This is a genomic window from Rhizobium sp. L51/94 (assembly GCF_019355555.1).
Lineage (GTDB): Bacteria > Pseudomonadota > Alphaproteobacteria > Rhizobiales > Rhizobiaceae > Rhizobium > Rhizobium rhododendri.
Genome location: NZ_CP072142.1, coordinates 96,755 through 113,438 on the forward strand (window position 1 = coordinate 96,755; position 16,684 = coordinate 113,438).

Genomic DNA, 16,684 nt, shown 5'->3' on the forward strand with positions numbered 1-16,684 from the left:
GTTTATCGCAACCGATCTGGCGTTTGCGAAGGTGAGTTGCAGCACGTTGCCCCAGGGATTTGGCGTTGCCCCGGTCTATACGCCTCAGTTGTCAGCTACTCTCGCTTGAAGAAGGCGTTAATTTGTCATATATGAGTGACATTAAAGCTATATGGTTCATATACGGAGAAATGCGTTGGCCTCGCCTAAGTCTAAATCGGCGCTTGAAAGACTGGGGTACGACCTGCGCAACGCACGTTTGCGCCGCGGCATCGCCGTATCTGATCTCGCAGCTCGCGCCGGGACGTCTCCCAGTACCGTTGCAAGGCTCGAAAAAGGCGATCAGGGTGTCGGCATCGGTACGCTTGCCGATGTTCTCGTCGCCATGGGGCTTGTCGAACGCCTGGCCGACCTCCTTGACATACGCACGGATGATCTGGGTCTGGCGTTGGCCGCCGAACAGTTGCCGAGACGCGGAAAATCCTTTGCCGCAAAACTCCGCAGGCAGGAAACGCAGGATCATAAGACGAAACAAGACGAAAAGGACGTCATCGACCCAGATGGCGCAGCCTTCTGATGCCCGACTTTGCCGCTCATGTCGCCCTTGGTGAAAGCCTGACACCCGTCGGCCGATTGCGCTTCACGCAGGCCGGACCGCGCCAGTTTTCCGCCTTTTCGTATGATCCCGCCTGGATCGAGAACCCCCGCGCCTTTGCGCTACAACCGACCTTACCGCTCGAAGGCAGCTCCTTCCACGCCTCCGGCCAGTCGGGCAACACGCGTGACGCGCTCGCAGGGGTCTTCTCCGATGCAGCACCCGATAGCTGGGGTCGCAGGCTTCTCGAACGCACCTACGGCAATGGCCTCTCCGAGTTTGAATATCTGACGCTCTCCGACGATACTTGCCGACAGGGCGCTCTGCGCTTCGTCGATGCGAATGGAGCGATCATCAAAGGACGAGAAACCAAGGCCGTGCCGCGGCTGATCGACCTGCAGGCCATCACCGCCATCTCCCGGGCCTACGAGCAGGGCAAGGAGATCTCCGCACAGGATATGCAAGCGCTCGCTGGAGCCGGCGGCTCGGGGGGGGCTCGCCCCAAAGCCAATGTCATCGATGGCGAGAACTTCTGGCTCGCCAAATTCACCTCCGTCCACGACCAGCAACCCATCGAGCGCGTCGAAGTCGCAACCCTCCGCCTCGCCAAAGCCTGCGGCATTCGCACGCCAGAGGCGCGTCTGGAACTGACGGAAACCCCGTTTCCCGTCGCGCTGCTGCGAAGGTTCGACCGACGCGGAACCGCGCGTATTCCCTACATTTCGGCGCGCACCGCATTGGCCAAGACCGGGACGGAACTAGGCGCCTATACCGAGATCGTCGATTTCATGCGGATGGCCGCGGCCGAACCTTTGGCTGATTTCCGGGAACTCTATTTGCGCCTGATCTTCACCATCCTCGTCTCGAACAAGGATGATCACCTGAAGAACCACGGCTTTCTCTATGTCGGCGGGGGTCGCTGGCGTCTGTCGCCGATGTTCGACGTGAACCCTGCGCCTGATCGCAACCCGCATCTCGAAACCGCAATTGTGGAGGATGGAGCGCACGACCGATCCATTATGCTCGCCTTGGAAGCGTGCGAATTCTTCGAGATACTCGAATCCGACGCACGCCGGACGATCCGGGAAACCGCACGCCGCATTTCGGATGAATGGCGCGAGGCGTTCCGTCTTGTCGGTGTTACCGGCAGCCTGGCCCGCGCCTACGAACCGGCATTTCTGAATGATGAAACCGAAATCGCTCTGGCGCTCTAACAATCATATATGAATGGTTGAATGCCATAACTCGTCAGATATGATCTATTGCGCCTGCCTTCAAGCGACCGACGCGGTGCTGAAAGCGCGTGATTAAATTAGGGGCCGAGGAAGCGCGAGATCGGAAGACCCACCAGCTGCATCTTGGCAAACCCTCCGTTTTCGACGCCACCGCCGCCGCCTCCACGCACGCGTTCGGCGCGGCATTCCCATCCCTGACGACGATCAGGCTTCTCTCGTCCTTGGATCATACATCTGAGGTATCGCCATCACGCATCCGCAAACACCCTTTTGCAAGCGAACCATTCGCTGGCATCAACTCTGCCAGATCGTCCCACTTGCCGACATCACGATCTACGACATGGAGCAGCGTGGCGGGCTCCCGCGCCTGTTCTGTCTGACGTCCCCTTGCGTCGTATAGGGTCTTGCGGGTTGCGTTCTCTGGCCTTGCGATGTGGATGAAGCCCGCCGTGTCGCGCCATGGCGGTTGCCGTCGTCGTAAGGGCTTTTGCCTATGATCGCCTGCGAGATCCAGATATATCGGACAGCTTCAAGGCGCAACTTCGCTCGGTGGACGCTAGACTACTTCTTTAAGGGCCAATCCGGGATATGACCTTTGGAATGGAAGACCGAATTCGTGTCATTACGCTATGGTGAGAGAGCATGCTGGACATCAAAGGAACAACGTCGATCGTCACGGGGGGTACCTCGGGGATCGGCTATGCGACGGCCAAGGAACTGATTGGCAGGGGTGCGAACCTGGTCATCAACTCGCGAACTGCCAGCGCGCGATTTGCGGAGCTGGTTGCCGAGGGTGAAAAAGTTGGCATCCGCGCCCTTCACGTTATCGGGGACATGCGGGATCCGGAAGTATCCAAGGCGATTTGTTCGAAGGCCATGTCCGAATTCGGCCGGATCGACAGCGTCGTCCATTGTGCAGGCGGCCCGGCTCCTGGCGCGGCCGTCGACATGCCTGCCGAAAACTGGACCGACGCCTTCGACGTCCATGTCCACTCCGCCTTCCATCTGTTCCGGGCAGCACACCCTTCGTTGGCCTCGCGGGGCGGGGCGGTGATTCTCCTCTCGTCAGCGGCTGCTCTGCGTGGATGTCCGGGCAACACCGCCTATCAGGTCGTCAAGGCCGCCCTCATTCAGATGACCCGCGCGCTTGCGCGCGACCACGCCGCCGAGGGGATCCGGGTGAACTGCGTTGCGCCCGGAATTATCCAGACACCGTTTCAAGACGGCATGACCGACATCGCGAAAGCGAACAACATTGCAAACCGGATCCCATTGAAGCGTGAAGGTAGGCCCGAGGATGTCGCCGACGTCATCGTCCAGCTTATCGGCAATGAGTTCATGACCGGAGAGACCATCGTTATCGACGGTGGGATGTCGATGAGGATGGTGTGACCGCTCTGATGGTTGCGTCTGTCGTAGGAGGCCGCAGCGCTCCTTATTCAGTGCGCATTGCGCGCCGCCAGGCATTCGGAACCAAGGCGATCAGCGATGCCTACCGCTAGCTGTGGTGCCGCTCCAGTGTCTGGGTCAAGGACACCGTTGGAACGCTATTGCCAGGAAAGCACTGTCGCGGGGCGGAGGTCGAGATGTCGACCTCCGACGATCGATGGGACGGCAAGACATTCGTCTCGAGCCTAGGCGGTAACCGAACTGTAGATCGCCGCATTGGCACCAACGGTTGGCCGCCCCTGTCCGCAGCTCTTGAACAATTCCGTCGATCCGGGTTGACTGGCTATCAAAGTGAGTGTCGTTGGAGCACCAGGCAACACTGAGACCGGGCAGGAAGCCCAAAGCTGGCTGACCGTGGGAGATGATCCTATGGAGGCTAGCGGCGGGAACCTGTCGGTCCCCTTAGATGTCTTTCCTGGTCTGATTTGAGGCTTGCCGCAAGCGCCAGTCACCCCTTCGACGATCGGTCTGCCACCTTTACCAGCAGCTTGCCGAAATTCTTCCCCTGCAGCATCCCGATCAGCGCCTCGGGAGCGTTCTCCAGTCCTTCGACGACGTCTTCGCGATACTTGATCCGACCGGAGTTCACCATGGGACCGATCTCGGTCTCGAACGCCGCATAATGTTCGACGACGAACTCGGTCTGGATAAACCCACGGATCAGCAGGCTCCGTCTCAGGATGGCCGACATCATCGCCGGCACGTTGTCTTGCTCTGAAGCCGCCGCTCCATTGTAGTTGGCCACCAGACCGCACACCGGAACGCGCGCATACATGTTCAGAAGTGGCATGACCGCCTCCCAGACAGGCCCGCCGACATTCTCGAAATAGACGTCGATACCCTTCGGGCAGGCAAGCTCCAGGTCCGTCTTGAAATCCTTTGAACGGTGATCGACGACTGCGTCGAAGCCCAGCTCGTCGCGGACGTATTCCAGTTTCTGCTGTCCGCCGACGATGCCGACAACCCGCGCGCCTGCCAACTTTGCGAGCTGTCCGACCATGGAGCCAACCGGACCCGATGCGGCAGCGACCACGACGGTCTCCCCCTCTTTGGGGCGACCGATGACCTTCATGCCGGAATAGGCCGTAAAGCCCGGCATTCCAAGGACGCCGATCGCGGTGCTGATGGGTGCGCCTTTCGTGTCGACATGGCGGATCGCGTCGGCTTTCATCACGGCACCCGTGCACCATCCGGTACGGGACCTCACGATGTCTCCGGGCTTGAAGTCGGCATGCCGGGAGCGCGCCACCTCGCAAACGGTCTCACCCTCCATGGTGCCATCTACAGGAGTGGGAGCCGCGTAGGATTTGGCGTCGCTCATCCGGCCGCGCATATAAGGATCCAGCGAGAGGTAAAGAACCCTGAGCGTGACCTCGCCTTCGGCAGCGTCGGCAAGCTCGGCGCTTTCCAGTCGGAAGTTCTCGGAGGTGGGAGCGCCTTTGGGCCTGCTTGCAAGGACCACGCGTTGGATTGTTGTCATGGTTGTTTGGTCTCTCCGGAGGTTGGCGCATATTTAAAGGGGCAGTTGCAGTCTATGTTGTCATTATGCCGCGGTATCGCCGTTGGGGGTATTTGACGGTCATGCCACTTTGAAACAAAGGGACTGCAATCGCATTCAATGACGCCACAGAGGCGTTGGCATTCGAGGCCATCGTCCATGGTCTTGCAAAAAAACGGGGACTGACGCATGCCAGCTATACTGCTGCTGATAACAATTAGCGAGCCCTCTCCCGCTTTCCAAAAGGAATGGCTGTTTTTCGACGCCACCTATGGATTGATCATCAAGTTCGAATGTGGTCTTCACGCAGGTTAGATATGCTTTCGAAATTTATGTTATGAAATATTCCAATTACTCAAACGGCAGAGGGTTAGCGGTTCTGTTTATGCTGGTACTTGGTGTCTCGCTGCTGCCGGTGGAACTGGCTTCTTACATAAGCACTGGGCAGGATCTCGGACGCAGCCTTGTTGCATGTACAGTAAGCTTTCCTAACTGTCTTTTTGCTGGGGCAGCGGTCGTAAGCTTCGAACTCTTGATTTGGACGTTGATAGGATACCGGTACTTCCGAGCAAAGGGGGAAGGACCATTCGGCCCTATTCGCAAGCACAGAGCCGGTGAAAGCAAAATTCGCCAGCGTCTTTTTCCGTATGTCTCGAACGGGTTGCTCCCCTGTATGGTCTTCTTGCCGTTCGTAGTTCTATTTAACGACTGTTCGGTCGGACAATAGCAGTGCAGCGTGGGCAAGACTGCGCTTATCACCCCAATCAAATATAGCACTTGGTCTTCGCGAGCTCCCCCCACCGGCTCTCGTTAAATGGAGAAACAAATGGCGAAACTGAATAACGAGCAAAAGTGGATGGTGGCTGCAATGTGTGTTTTCTTTCTCGTTGGTTTCGGCTGTATAATTTACAGCGAAAATTATTCGGTGAAATGTGAGAACGACAGGCTTGAATGCAACGTAAAGTCGAGCATGGACTTTCTCGAACGAATGTACGGGCCATACAAACCCTTTTAATGGGGGGTTGCAAGTTACAGACAGTTCAACGCCATCCACTCCGAATCCCTCTATTCTGCCAGCCCCGCCCCGATCACAAAGGCTCTCATGTGACCCAGAAGCGCATTAACGATCTGTCGGCAGATCAGGCGGAGCGTCTTCATCAAGATTGGGTTCGGGCTCTTAATGGGCGAGAACCTACGCCAGAGCAGACTACAAAGGTTGAGGCGCTGTGGCAAAGGTCGCTTGGTCAGGTTGTTTACGACCCGGAACAAATGATTGATGATGAAGCTGATCTTTAACCCATCACCCTGATCACGTCGTGGCTGGTGTGGTGGAAAAGATAGTGGTCGGATTGAAATATAGTCGGCGCCCAATGAAGTTACTACCGCTTTTCAGTTTCGTTTCATATTGAGACGTTACCGACAGGCTGTCCGTGATTGGCCGACATGACCGGACCGAAAAGTACTGACATGTAACTGAAAACCTTGAACGCCATGACGGAGTTCAAGGTTTTTTTCGTAAGGTCTGGTCCCGGAACTCGAGGAGGTCTTCATGCTTTTGGCAATATTGAACTCGGTTGGGGTCGTTTCAGCATGGGTAGGCGTCATCGTATTATTTCGGTTTGGCGTGCCATTCGAAATTGTCACGCCGAACGGAATGGGGTTCGTTGTTGGCTCTCTGAGCAACGAAACTCGGCTCGAACTTAATAAGCGGCGAGTTCTGTACAAGCGTATTGGATGGGTAGCCCTAGCGATGGTGTCATCCGGCGGGCTGCTTCAGGTATACTCTTCAATCTTTGGTGCTTTCCACCCATCACCCTGACTAAAAGGTTGTAGCGATGGCATACTCGGACAATGGATAGCCTCTCAAGGTATCATCTATCGCCGCATGAAGACGGATCTTGGCATGTGATTGATGCCAGGACCGCCGGTCCGGCTGAAATTGAGGTCGATGGCAGGTTCTTCGTCTTTTGGAAACTGCCAAAGGAGGAGGCCGAGCGCTGGTCGAGGCTCCTCAATCAAATCGCCAGCTTTCCGTCAGATGGTTCATTCTAAGTACGCAGAGGATGCACGCCCTGATCACCTCTGTGGGCCATTTACTCAGCCTTGAGAGTACAGCTTTCCCAGCAAATTGGTGATGACGACAGTCATCGCCCTGTTGGGAAGGGACCGGTGACCTAGCAGCGCGTGCAGGAGATCGATCGGATCATCAAAGCCGAAAGCGGCCTGTAGCTGGTCGAGACTGGCCCTCTTCTTCCGTAGGATGGCAAAGATCGTGGCTCGGCCGGAAGCCGATAGCCGGGGCTCATGACCGCCATCGCTCTCGAAATAGGGTGGACCGGCCTTCTCTTCGCCAAGGGCCAGCTGGTCGAGCTGCTGGCTGATAGCCTGCCGGATAAATTTTGACCGGCCCTTCTCGCCTACTCCATCATCCATGCGGGCGATGTCCTCGGGCGAGAGGTAAACGTGCATGCGGATCAAATGGAGCGGCGGTCTTCCTATGCTGGCAGATTGGCAGGGTGTGGCTAATAAATACCTCAAAGTTCCCTGGCCACAAAAGGGATCATCTGATGCACGCGGCACCCTTCGCTTCCTTTCCGACCGCGTCATCGTCGAGCAGATGCGACACGGCGTCTCGCCGGTGATCAGATGAATCTTAACCCCACCGTGCCAACATCCTCAAGCCGGCGAGGATCGCCTGTCCGATACCTACCCTTCGAACTGTGCAAGGTAAAAATGACCACCCATGTTGGTAATGTAAGGCCCTGCAGCTTCTCCAGTCGACAGATCCAGGCCAGAGCCCTGCATATACGTAGCGTGCGACCCATCGCCCGCATTGGTTTCGAAAATCTTGCTTCGATATTCATCAGACCAACTTTTCGATGGGAGCGATAGTTGGTCGGTCTCATCATAGATTAAAATCCATATTTGCGCGGAGGTACCAAAGCCTCCGCCCACCATTCCCCAGAACCAATGGATAAGCACTGGATGACCATTGAAAGCGACACTCTCTGCAACCCCTTTGAGAAAACCAGGTTTCTCGTACTCAAAACGGAGCCAGTCGCCGTCGATGCCGAAGTGACCGAGCGCTTGGAACGGCATCAGTGCCAGGAGGGGGGCTGCGAATAACGACACCGCGCGCCTCCAATGCCGTTTGGCTAAAATCCAGCCAGTACAGCATAACCATACGATGAGAGTAAGCGTGCCGGGAAGAAGAACCAGGAAAAACGCGATTGCATCGTCACCGGTTGTTCGGCTCAGGGTCAGTAAAACATCGCAATACAAGACGAAAAGAAATGCGCTAATCACATAAGATGGGTGAAAACGATCGCGTGAAGCTGGGCGTTCAATAGGCGCTGCGTTCATTAATTGAATACCTATCTTTTGGCGACGCCGGTCGCTGGGTTGAATGTCGGAAGCTGAGCATATCCCGTTTCAACGCGCGAGTTCCACAGTGCACAAAGGTTCCCTCCAGACTGCAACGTCTCTCTGCCCTGGTCCTGTTTGTGGCGGAGACATGGTCGAAGGTGACAGGCCAGAGTAGATAAACCCGGAAGAATCTTTGTCTATCGCTTTGCGCTAGAAGAAGCGGTGGTCAAAACTGGTGTACCAATTTCTCTAGGATGCATTTTTTAGGGTTTTTTGGGTCGACTAGGAGCTGGATTTGGCAGTCGATAGGATATTCTGCAACGCTATTTCCGTCCGTTAGGACATTACGGACATGAACGCGCAAACCATTGAAAAGAAATGTGGCGTCCACGAAAACCGCGCTTGAATCACCAATAAGGTGGGTGCATGTGGCCGTCACCGTACCCACGGTCGGACGCCACCCGCGTGTTTTCTTCCAGGTCCAACGCCTGTTGCACGCTATCAGCAATGCGAGTGCGCAAACTACGGCAGCAGCGGTGAAATTTCCCTGCATGGCTTCCCTTAACGCACTTAGATGTACCCGACGTACTACAAGTTTTGAGCAAGCTCATCAACGCCCACTCTTCCGAAGAGGCCGGACACAGCCATCGAGTTACAGGGTGTAGACCATCACCCCACCCTAACCAGTAGTGGGTGTCACGCCTTATTTCTTCCGGCCGGGATCTTGAGTAAGCGACGCAATATTACGTCGCCGAATTCAGACGTGGCCACCCGACAATCGTACGACTTTGCTGGGTTGATGAGGATTTTTACATCCCGACCAATTTCAAAACCCTTTGAAGTCAAGGAATTGGTATTGAGATCGAAGCCAAAGCGATCGATGCCTTCAAAGTTGTATTTCACGTCTATGTAGACGAGGGTGGCTTCGCCCGTCAGTCTGTGTTCGCTGCCGATGATCGTGCCGTCGACGGTGGTCCACTTAGCGACCAAAAGTAGCCGGCGGGCTCTGTTTGCGACGCCGAGAAGGAGAAATAGTATTACGGAAATGTAAAATACGATCGTGTAGAAATTCATCCACATTGCCTCCACGTCGCCAACCGGTTCTTGATAGTAGATACCTTAAAAGTTCGTCCTTTCTTCCAAAAAACCAACGAGGGCGTATCAGGAATTTTTTGGCCTGAGCACGGGGACAGTGAGCGGCCTCGCCACCAAGGCCCTAATCACGCCGGTACGCATCGAGGAAGAACTCGCCTGCTGTATGCGTAGACTGGTGGGGATATTTGCTTGTAGATGTCGGGAAAGACCAAGGGCTACCGCGCTCGCGCCAACCGAATCGTCGCACCTACAACAGCCCGGCGGCGTCCACCGAACCGATCACAATTTTCGCAGGGTAAGTCTGCCCTGATCGTATCGATGCCGGGGGGCCACCGATCTGGCGTTTTCGCGGGTGAGATGCAGTACGTCGGCCACTTAACCCATTGCCCCTGTTTGCACCGCCTCAGCCATCACCTCGTCTCATTTGAGAAATCGACTCATTCATCATAAAATGACTGACATCAAAGCCATGTCGGCCATGTACGGAGATTTATGTTGGCTTCGCCAAAGACCAAATCGGGGCTTTAAAGACTGGGGCACAACATGCGCAACGCACGCCTGCGGCGCGGCATCACCGCGTCTAATCTCGCAGCCCGCGCCGGTACGTCTTCCAGTGTCGTTGGGCAGCTCGAAAAAAGCGATCCAGGTGTCGGCGTCGGAACACTTGCCGATATTCTCCGTAGCGCAGCATCCCGTTCTGCGGGCGCAGCGCTTCCCCAGTCAGTTTGAGTTTGCCGCAACCCACTTTCGGTTGGGCTTTGATGCCAGATAGGCAACGTAATCGTCAGAGGCGTCGGCAAAAAAAAGAGCCGCCTCCTGCTCGCGCCATCCAGCCTCCACCGCGTCACGGATGAATGCGGTGAGTGCCCGTTTGCACATGGCCGCACATTCTACCGAACGCTCCTTTTGATCGACGCTAAACTTGGGCGGATGAAAATAGGTCATGCCGGATGATGGCACAGCCCTTGGCTCTTGCAACCGACAGCCTTTGTTAAGCTTACCAGGTAAGGTTAAAATCCCGTCGTTATGCTAGTGGGATGCACCGCGTTTGGACTTCGCCAGCAGCATGACGTGCTCATCCGCGGCATCAGCCAGCGCGACTGTAATTTCAACTTCAGACCAACCCCTGCCTCCTAACTTTGCAATAAGTTCTGACATGAACTTGTACACTTCTGTTCGGCAGTCAGTATTCGTTACATCATCTTCGAGTCGCTCATCGAAATTTAAGTTTTCCACTTCTCTCTCCGTTTAGTTACAATACGAGAATCACACAGGCGACTATTTGTTCAAATCACGAATTGTGACTCAGAATAGTCCTGCATCATGTAATATACTGGCACAGCTACTTAGAGTGAATTTTTTAAGTGGCTGTTTTCTAATGAAATATTGATTATGTGATCGACGTTCTTTCTCAATCAACGAAATCGCGAGGGAAACATGGCATATTCACGACGCCGATTTGGTTGCAGGTGTGCGGATTACGCCACACCTGACGACCTATTATGAGCCACCCTGCCCCGCTTCCGACACCGAAGACCCTGGCCGATCTTGTCGCCCAAATTGTTTCCAGCTACGTGCGCAAGCACGTCGTCCCGGTGACAGATATGTCAAATCTGATCACCGCTATTTATCGCGCGCTCGACAGCTGCTCACTGGTGGTATTGCCAGCGCCGCAGGTCGAAGCACAAAAACCGGCCGTTTCCGTGCAAAAGTCGGTCCATAAGGACCACATCACCTGCCTGGAATGCGGTAGCGACTTCAAATCACTGAAGCGGCATCTGGCGATGCACCATTCGATGTCGCCCGAAGATTATAGAGGGAAATGGAAGTTGCCCGGGAACTATCCGATGGTTGCCCCCCTCTATTCGGAAGCGCGCTCGAAAATCGCTCGGGAACTCGGCCTGGGTCAAAAAGGGCGACGCGCGAAATTGAAAGGGCTCTAGTCGTGCGGGCGCGAAGCGAAGCTGTAGGCTTTCTTATCTCGACAGTTCAACGGCGGTCGAGCGGTCACCTGCGTAGAACGGCAATCCGATACTGCACGCCTGATAGCCTTACGGCCGCGTCAACCAAGAAAGCGCCGGATCAGAGCTAAGGACCGACCCTGGTCATCAGGCGCACTGAAGTCTCTTGCATCGTGTTTGCGGACGCCTTACTAGCCTCCGACAGCATCGCTGACGCATTTCTTGGTGTATGAGGACTTTGCAGCGCCGGCCAGCGGTTTGCCATTTTTATCCTTGGCAGAGCTATCGCAGGCAGCAGCAGCCTCGTTGGTGCACTTCTTCAGCGACGAGGTCAGAGCCGCGCCGGCCAGCGGCTTTCCATTCTTGTCGATCGCCTTTGACTTGCATGTATCGGCGGCATTCGCGCTCGCGGCGGACAACACCAAGAAAACGGCCAGAAAGATCTTTTTCATAAATTCTCCCATTTCGATTGCTTCAAAGATGCAGGCCCTGTCTTCGTTGCCTGTCAAACGCTTTCGCCTCGTTGGATTGTTGTAAGCGCTTCCGTTCCAACTTCGCAACGAGGTTGGCCTTGAATCACCGAACAAAATAAGGGGAGACTTCCCCATGGACGCTGGTTCTCTCCACATCGGACCGTCCTATTCGGGTCACAGTGGCCCGTGGCTAAACATCATCGTCCGCCATGATCCTGCAGCCTGGTGGCCTTTCGCCAGCTAGAACCTGACAGACAGATTGGCCTTTACCGTCTGGCTAAGGGTGCTGCTGCCATATTGACCGCTATAGGTGATGCCGATGGTCGATGCTTGGGCGGCGGCGAAATCTAGGCCGGCGTCGAGGACGAGGCTATCTTTGTCGAGCGCCGTGCCGACGGTGGTGAAATCGTCGCCGCCGGCAAAGTGGAAGGAAGACTGCGTCGTCGTATCCCCGTAAGCATGGCGCCAACCAACCGAACTGCGCGCCGTAGCGTCAAGACCGGCCAGCGCGAACCCGGTTGAGGAGCGCAGACCTAGCGTAGTAAAAGTAACCCCCGCATTCTCGGCAGCGCTGCTCAAGGCCGCCGACCCGCCGGTCTCGTTGAAAGCGTCACTGTGCTGATGAACATAGGCGGCATTGGCAAAAGGTTCGAAGGCCAGTCTGCCGGCATAGATGCGGTAGCCAAGCTCGCCGTAGATCTGCGCCGTTGCTGCGTTGTAGTCGGCCGCCAAACTCTGTGAAAAGCCAGAAAATTCGACCTTTCGCTGCGTTGCGATCGACTGCCTCTCGTAGAGCGCGCCGACGCGCAAGGCCAGCGGTCCCCACTGGTTGCCGCCATAGACCCCGACATCGTAATTGTCGCTGCTACCGGACGCGCTGTCGTTGGCCTGATCGAAATTGCCTTTGCTATAGCCGCCCATCACACCGATACGCCATGTCGTCTCGCGGAACGGGGCATCCGCGCCGATTGCCACGCCCCCGACCGAATCCTTGATACCGGCGGCGTTGGCGTCGCCGTCCGTCCTACCCCAGCCGCCATAGGCCTGGCCCCAACCGACAGCCCGCGCACTATGGGGATCGGCAAGGATAGCCGCGGCGGCCTGTGCCGCAGGAGTAGTGCTCTGCGTTTCGCCATAGCCGAGAGCGCTGCTTGCGCCGCCGGGCGGACCTCCGAGCACAAAGACGCTACCGCTGGCCGCGCCAACGCCGTCAAAGGCACTGCGCAGGCGGTCGATGCCAATGGTGCGCACGAAGCGGCTGTTGTCAAAAGTGGCGGTGGTCAACGCGCCATGCAGCGCGCCGGCCAGCTGACCAAAAGCATTGCGCGCCTGCTCGGCACTCAGCGTTTCGACAGACTGGTAAAGCGAATTATCACCGCCCAGACTTTCCACGCCCTCAGCGGCGGATCGCTGATTAACGGTCCTGGCGGTTGAGGCAAAGGCGACAGTGTTGCGGGTGAGCGTCAGGGTGACATCGTCTGTATCGTAGCCGAGCGTCGTATCGACGAAGGCGGCAGACGAGGCGAGGGCGCCGAAGGTGCCGATAACGCCGCGGCTCGCCGAGAGAACGGTGTAAGTCTTGCCAGCCCGCAGGCCGCTGGTATCGCCAAGGCTCACCGCAGCCCCGCTCACGATCCTCGCCGTGCCGATCACCTTGATCAGGTCGCTTCCCGTCCCATCGACGTCGAAAGTGTAGAGAGCGCCGCTGGCAAAGGTCAGATCGCCCGCGACCGTGAGGATTCCGACGCCGCTGCCGGGCGCAATGGTGGCGCCCGATGCGACGGACGTCGTTCCGACGGTGCCGGTGCCTGACAGGACGCCGCTGTTGACGAGCATCGTGCCGCCAAGCAGGCCGTTTACCGTCAGCCTTCCGCCTGAGACGGTGGTGATCCCGGAAAAACTGCTGGAATCGCTGGTCAAGGACACGCTGCCGTCGGCAACATCTATGGCGCCATTGCCGTCAACAGACGCCGAAAGCGTGTAGGCCGGACCGCCGAAATTGAAAACGAGGGTGCCGCTGCCAGCGCCGAAGTGGATGGCACTGGTGTCGAGCGTTGCTGCACCGGCGGCGGTCTGGCCCAACGTGGAGCCGACATTCAGGGTGCCGGTCGAGCCCGCCTGTGCGGCGATGGTAATGCTGCCAGCAGAGATCGTCCCGCCATCGGCAACAGTCACGGTGCCGGTGCTGGCATCGCCGATGGTCAGGCTGCCTGCGGTCGAAAAGGTCGAGCCGTCGCCGGTAACAGTCACCTTGCCGGTCGAGCCGGCATCTCGGCCGATCGTCGTCGACGAGGCGCTGAGCGCGCCGCCCAGAGTGACTTGCAGCGCACCGGTGCCGGCGCCCCCGACGATGAGGTCACCGCCGTCTCGCCAAGTGCTGCCGGCGCCAGTCACAAGGACAGTGCCGCTGCCATTGGAACTGTCACCCAGAACGAGCCCATTCGATTGGACAGTCCCGGCATTGGTGATTTTTGTAAGGCCGCTGCCGCTTCGGCCGACGATCACGGAATTTGTGACATCCCATTGCGAGCCGCCACCGTCGACAGTGACTATGCCGCTATCCCCGCCTGCATATCCCAGGGTCGCCGAGCTGCTCTCGACCTGACCAGCGCCGCTGATGTCGAGCGTGCCGTTGCCGGGGCCAGTGACGCCGCCGCCGTCACCGCCAATCAAGAGAGCTCCGGACGTCCAGACGGACCCAAGGCCGCCGACCCGGACCGAGCCGTTAGCATGAGCACCAATGATGGCGCTGCCGCTGGAGACGGTGGCGCCGGAAAAGATTGTCAGACTGGCATCGCCCGCCTGGCCGACGATCAGTGAACCGTGCGTATCGAAGGCGCTGCCGCTGCCGCTGAGACCGACTGTGCTGCCGTTGCTGCCGGCAAGACTGCCAATGACGGTGCTGTCGACCGACACAGTGGCTCCGGTTGAGATGGAGACGGTACCGAGGCCGCCATCGCCGACCGTGAGATCGCCGGCCGTCCAGGTGGTGCCGCCGCCGGCAATATTAACCGTACCTGTAGCCCCTGCGACCTGTGCGATGATCGTCTCGGCGGTGGATGCTGTGGCGCCGGTGACCACCTCGAAGCGGCCAGCGCCTGCCTTGCCGATGACGAAGGGGCCGCTCGTCTGGAAATAGGAACTTCCGCCGCTCACCCCGATGGTCCCGGAACTGCCGCTATCTGCCGCGATGGTCGCAGCACCGCTGCCGCTGTAGCCGCCAGCGGCCGTGATCGTCACAATGCCGAGGCCGGCAACACCGACCGTCAGATCGCCATTGCTCCAACGCCCAAGCGAGCCGGAGACGGTCACGCTGCCGTCGGCCGTGGCTCCGGCACCAAGATTTGCCGTCGTGGAGGTAAGTGCATTGTTGATAGTGAGATTGCCGCTTGCACCATTGCCGACCGTCAGCCCGGCAATATTCGGGATCGGTGCTCCGAGATTATTGTAGATAATGGCAGAAGCTGGGGTGTCGATATCGACGTTGTCGCCAGCCTGGGGTGCGTGGCCAGCAGCGCCCCCGATCAGCCAGTTGCCGTCTTTCGTCCAGTCGGTGTCGACGGCGCCGCTCCAGGAGAGGGAGTCTGCAGCGGCGGGGCCCATGGATGCGGTGAGCAGCGCGACTGAAGCCATTAAAACCGTCAAAAGTCGCTTGCTAAACACATCATTTTCCATCGAATGGCGATCATCTGGTAATAGGTTATTAAGCATAAAAGATAAGAGACTATTAATTTCTGCAGGTCCTTTAAACATCCCGTCAATAGCAGTTTTATATTACCGATTGTCGTTGTCGATGAGATACATAAGGTGCAATTGCTCCGACGGGATTATTTGTACGCCAGTGTCAATTTACATTGCTTAAGCAAATCGATCTGCACGTCAACCCATTGTTGCTCCAATATTGAACAATCCCATATGAAACACCCGCATCTGAATCTCTTTCGAAACTGTCGTGATCTTGGATGATTGAAGGTAAACGACGTGTAGACTTTAAGGTGGGCGACGTTAGCGTCAGGAGGACTTCGGAGAATCGCAATCATTTGCCTCGTGCACATCACCCTCCTTAGACGATTAGACTGCCGCTTTCATTAATGTTTGATGACAGCAGGATGACCGAGCCAGCTGTCCCCCCTCCCAAACGGGCGGATGCCACAGAAATAACGGACTGCGATATGCATGGCGTCAAACAGATCGAAAATCGCGATCCGTCGCGTCACTTTGTCCTCACGTCCGATCGAAGACCAGAGGCGGGATACCGCTGTCAACCGTGCTGACATATGCGGCCCCAGCAGTCCGTAGCCACCGGCTAACGCGCCGGGCCATGTTTCCGAGACCGAAGACGCAGGCGTCTGTCCCCTTCTGCATCTTGCATCCCGCATCCTGCATCGTGCATTTTCAGGTGGTGATGCGCGCGGTTGGTCCCACTTGCCTGAACACCTTATATCCCTTCGCCTCAGGACACCCTTAAGCATAAAATATGAATGGGATTGAAACGGTCTATTAATCAAATATGTCCAGCAATATTTTAACATAAACCATGTAGGTTTCAGTCACGAGAAAACATCGGGAGATAAAAATGAAGCTTTTACTTGCTGGCGTAACCATCGTCGTCACTGGTTTGCTTGCCAATGCGAGCCATGCCGCTGACGGTTACATGTCCTCGCCTGCCTTCATCCAGCAGGTATCTGGAACAGGCTTCTCCAGCCTCAGCACATCCGCAATCATGAAGCCGCTTATGGATATGAGCGCCTCGATGCCGAGCGTCGCAAACAGCCCAACGTCTGGCAATTTGGCCAACACGCTTCAGGTCGGCGAGTACAATATGGCCAGCATAGAGCAGAGCGGATCCGGCAATATCGGCTTCATCCAGCAAAGCGGCACGTATAACACGGCGACGATCACACAGAGCAGTATCGGCAACCAGGCTTTCGTATCACAACAGGGTCGCAACAACGTCGCGATCATTCATCAACATTGAAACCCTTGCCTCGATCATACTTGCTTGAGCGCGGTGGAAGCGGTCATGCAAGTAT

18 protein-coding genes are annotated in these 16,684 nt (G+C 56.8%); 8 read left to right on the forward strand and 10 right to left on the reverse strand.

Going from position 1 to position 16,684, the window contains the following annotated elements:
- The first annotated feature begins 175 nt into the window (after positions 1-175).
- A complete protein-coding gene (locus J5274_RS18520) occupies positions 176-556 on the forward strand; it encodes a helix-turn-helix domain-containing protein (RefSeq protein WP_219275443.1) in 381 nt (126 codons plus the stop codon).
- Positions 556-1,788 (forward strand): type II toxin-antitoxin system HipA family toxin, encoded by a 1,233-nt coding sequence (locus J5274_RS18525; protein WP_219275444.1) that lies wholly within the window; start codon positions 556-558, stop codon positions 1,786-1,788. Before J5274_RS18520 ends, J5274_RS18525 begins: the two co-directional genes overlap by 1 nt.
- 98 nt (positions 1,789-1,886) lie before the next feature.
- On the opposite strand, the gene J5274_RS18530 is transcribed toward J5274_RS18525, so the two are convergent.
- Positions 1,887-2,039, reverse strand: a complete 153-nt coding sequence (locus tag J5274_RS18530; protein WP_219275445.1) for a hypothetical protein — start codon at positions 2,037-2,039, stop codon at positions 1,887-1,889.
- A gap of 412 nt (positions 2,040-2,451) precedes the next feature.
- Between J5274_RS18530 and J5274_RS18535 the strand changes: the two genes are divergently transcribed.
- On the forward strand, positions 2,452-3,201 hold the full coding sequence (locus J5274_RS18535) for an SDR family NAD(P)-dependent oxidoreductase (protein ID WP_219275446.1): 750 nt from the start codon (positions 2,452-2,454) through the stop codon (positions 3,199-3,201).
- A gap of 505 nt (positions 3,202-3,706) precedes the next feature.
- On the opposite strand, the gene J5274_RS18540 is transcribed toward J5274_RS18535, so the two are convergent.
- On the reverse strand, positions 3,707-4,738 hold the full coding sequence (locus J5274_RS18540; RefSeq protein WP_219275447.1) for an NADP-dependent oxidoreductase: 1,032 nt from the start codon (positions 4,736-4,738) through the stop codon (positions 3,707-3,709).
- 1,122 nt (positions 4,739-5,860) lie between these two features.
- On the opposite strand from J5274_RS18540, the gene J5274_RS18545 reads away from it, so the two are divergent.
- Positions 5,861-6,052 carry a hypothetical protein gene (locus tag J5274_RS18545; protein WP_209207344.1) on the forward strand — a complete coding sequence of 64 codons (192 nt, stop codon included), beginning with the start codon at positions 5,861-5,863 and terminating at the stop codon, positions 6,050-6,052.
- An 801-nt stretch (positions 6,053-6,853) separates the two neighbouring features.
- Here J5274_RS18545 and J5274_RS18550 read toward each other — a convergent pair.
- A complete protein-coding gene (locus J5274_RS18550; RefSeq protein ID WP_219275448.1) occupies positions 6,854-7,189 on the reverse strand; it encodes a hypothetical protein in 336 nt (111 codons plus the stop codon).
- A 34-nt stretch (positions 7,190-7,223) separates the two neighbouring features.
- On the opposite strand from J5274_RS18550, the gene J5274_RS18555 reads away from it, so the two are divergent.
- Positions 7,224-7,406 carry a hypothetical protein gene (locus J5274_RS18555; RefSeq protein WP_219275449.1) on the forward strand — a complete coding sequence of 61 codons (183 nt, stop codon included), beginning with the start codon at positions 7,224-7,226 and terminating at the stop codon, positions 7,404-7,406.
- Positions 7,407-7,462: 56 nt separating this feature from the next.
- On the opposite strand, the gene J5274_RS18560 is transcribed toward J5274_RS18555, so the two are convergent.
- From J5274_RS18560 to J5274_RS18565, 3 genes are all read right to left on the reverse strand, one after another.
- The gene (locus J5274_RS18560) at positions 7,463-8,119 is read right to left on the reverse strand and encodes a hypothetical protein (RefSeq protein ID WP_219275450.1); all 657 of its coding nucleotides are present in this window, start codon (positions 8,117-8,119) and stop codon (positions 7,463-7,465) included.
- Between the two features lie 229 nt (positions 8,120-8,348).
- Positions 8,349-8,675, reverse strand: a complete 327-nt coding sequence (locus J5274_RS29380) for a DUF3592 domain-containing protein (RefSeq protein WP_374113754.1) — start codon at positions 8,673-8,675, stop codon at positions 8,349-8,351.
- Between the two features lie 143 nt (positions 8,676-8,818).
- A complete protein-coding gene (locus J5274_RS18565; protein ID WP_219275451.1) occupies positions 8,819-9,196 on the reverse strand; it encodes a DUF3592 domain-containing protein in 378 nt (125 codons plus the stop codon).
- Between the two features lie 564 nt (positions 9,197-9,760).
- Between J5274_RS18565 and J5274_RS18570 the strand changes: the two genes are divergently transcribed.
- Complete coding sequence (locus tag J5274_RS18570) at positions 9,761-9,946, forward strand: helix-turn-helix transcriptional regulator (protein ID WP_219275452.1); 186 nt, start codon at positions 9,761-9,763, stop codon at positions 9,944-9,946.
- Here the strand turns inward: J5274_RS18570 and J5274_RS18575 are convergent.
- Positions 9,938-10,162, reverse strand: a complete 225-nt coding sequence (locus J5274_RS18575) for a hypothetical protein (protein ID WP_209207343.1) — start codon at positions 10,160-10,162, stop codon at positions 9,938-9,940. The genes J5274_RS18570 and J5274_RS18575 overlap by 9 nt on opposite strands.
- A gap of 84 nt (positions 10,163-10,246) precedes the next feature.
- On the reverse strand, positions 10,247-10,453 hold the full coding sequence (locus tag J5274_RS18580) for a hypothetical protein (RefSeq protein WP_142832078.1): 207 nt from the start codon (positions 10,451-10,453) through the stop codon (positions 10,247-10,249).
- A gap of 266 nt (positions 10,454-10,719) precedes the next feature.
- Here J5274_RS18580 and J5274_RS18585 point away from each other — a divergent pair, with 266 nt between their 5' ends.
- Entirely contained in the window at positions 10,720-11,160 is a 441-nt protein-coding gene (locus J5274_RS18585) for a MucR family transcriptional regulator (protein ID WP_219275453.1), read from the forward strand.
- A gap of 209 nt (positions 11,161-11,369) precedes the next feature.
- Here J5274_RS18585 and J5274_RS18590 read toward each other — a convergent pair whose 3' ends face one another.
- On the reverse strand, positions 11,370-11,630 hold the full coding sequence (locus J5274_RS18590) for a hypothetical protein (protein WP_209188285.1): 261 nt from the start codon (positions 11,628-11,630) through the stop codon (positions 11,370-11,372).
- A 261-nt stretch (positions 11,631-11,891) separates the two neighbouring features.
- Positions 11,892-15,284 carry an autotransporter domain-containing protein gene (locus tag J5274_RS18595; RefSeq protein ID WP_219275454.1) on the reverse strand — a complete coding sequence of 1,131 codons (3,393 nt, stop codon included), beginning with the start codon at positions 15,282-15,284 and terminating at the stop codon, positions 11,892-11,894.
- Positions 15,285-16,227: 943 nt separating this feature from the next.
- Between J5274_RS18595 and J5274_RS18600 the strand changes: the two genes are divergently transcribed.
- Complete coding sequence (locus J5274_RS18600; RefSeq protein WP_209188277.1) at positions 16,228-16,629, forward strand: hypothetical protein; 402 nt, start codon at positions 16,228-16,230, stop codon at positions 16,627-16,629.
- Positions 16,630-16,684: the final 55 nt, after the last annotated feature.

Bases quoted from the DNA above. Each gene is read 5' to 3' on its own strand.
- J5274_RS18525 (WP_219275444.1), top strand. From the start codon at position 556: ATGCCCGACTTTGCCGCTCATGTCGCCCTTGGTGAAAGCCTGACACCC.
- J5274_RS18530 (WP_219275445.1), bottom strand. From the start codon at position 2,039: ATGATCCAAGGACGAGAGAAGCCTGATCGTCGTCAGGGATGGGAATGC.
- J5274_RS18535 (WP_219275446.1), top strand. From the start codon at position 2,452: ATGCTGGACATCAAAGGAACAACGTCGATCGTCACGGGGGGTACCTCG.
- J5274_RS18540 (WP_219275447.1), bottom strand. From the start codon at position 4,738: ATGACAACAATCCAACGCGTGGTCCTTGCAAGCAGGCCCAAAGGCGCT.
- J5274_RS18550 (WP_219275448.1), bottom strand. From the start codon at position 7,189: ATGGATGATGGAGTAGGCGAGAAGGGCCGGTCAAAATTTATCCGGCAG.
- J5274_RS18555 (WP_219275449.1), top strand. From the start codon at position 7,224: ATGCGGATCAAATGGAGCGGCGGTCTTCCTATGCTGGCAGATTGGCAG.
- J5274_RS18560 (WP_219275450.1), bottom strand. From the start codon at position 8,119: ATGAACGCAGCGCCTATTGAACGCCCAGCTTCACGCGATCGTTTTCAC.
- J5274_RS29380 (WP_374113754.1), bottom strand. From the start codon at position 8,675: ATGCAGGGAAATTTCACCGCTGCTGCCGTAGTTTGCGCACTCGCATTG.
- J5274_RS18565 (WP_219275451.1), bottom strand. From the start codon at position 9,196: ATGAATTTCTACACGATCGTATTTTACATTTCCGTAATACTATTTCTC.
- J5274_RS18570 (WP_219275452.1), top strand. From the start codon at position 9,761: ATGCGCAACGCACGCCTGCGGCGCGGCATCACCGCGTCTAATCTCGCA.
- J5274_RS18575 (WP_209207343.1), bottom strand. From the start codon at position 10,162: ATGACCTATTTTCATCCGCCCAAGTTTAGCGTCGATCAAAAGGAGCGT.
- J5274_RS18585 (WP_219275453.1), top strand. From the start codon at position 10,720: ATGAGCCACCCTGCCCCGCTTCCGACACCGAAGACCCTGGCCGATCTT.
- J5274_RS18590 (WP_209188285.1), bottom strand. From the start codon at position 11,630: ATGAAAAAGATCTTTCTGGCCGTTTTCTTGGTGTTGTCCGCCGCGAGC.
- J5274_RS18595 (WP_219275454.1), bottom strand. From the start codon at position 15,284: ATGGCTTCAGTCGCGCTGCTCACCGCATCCATGGGCCCCGCCGCTGCA.
- J5274_RS18600 (WP_209188277.1), top strand. From the start codon at position 16,228: ATGAAGCTTTTACTTGCTGGCGTAACCATCGTCGTCACTGGTTTGCTT.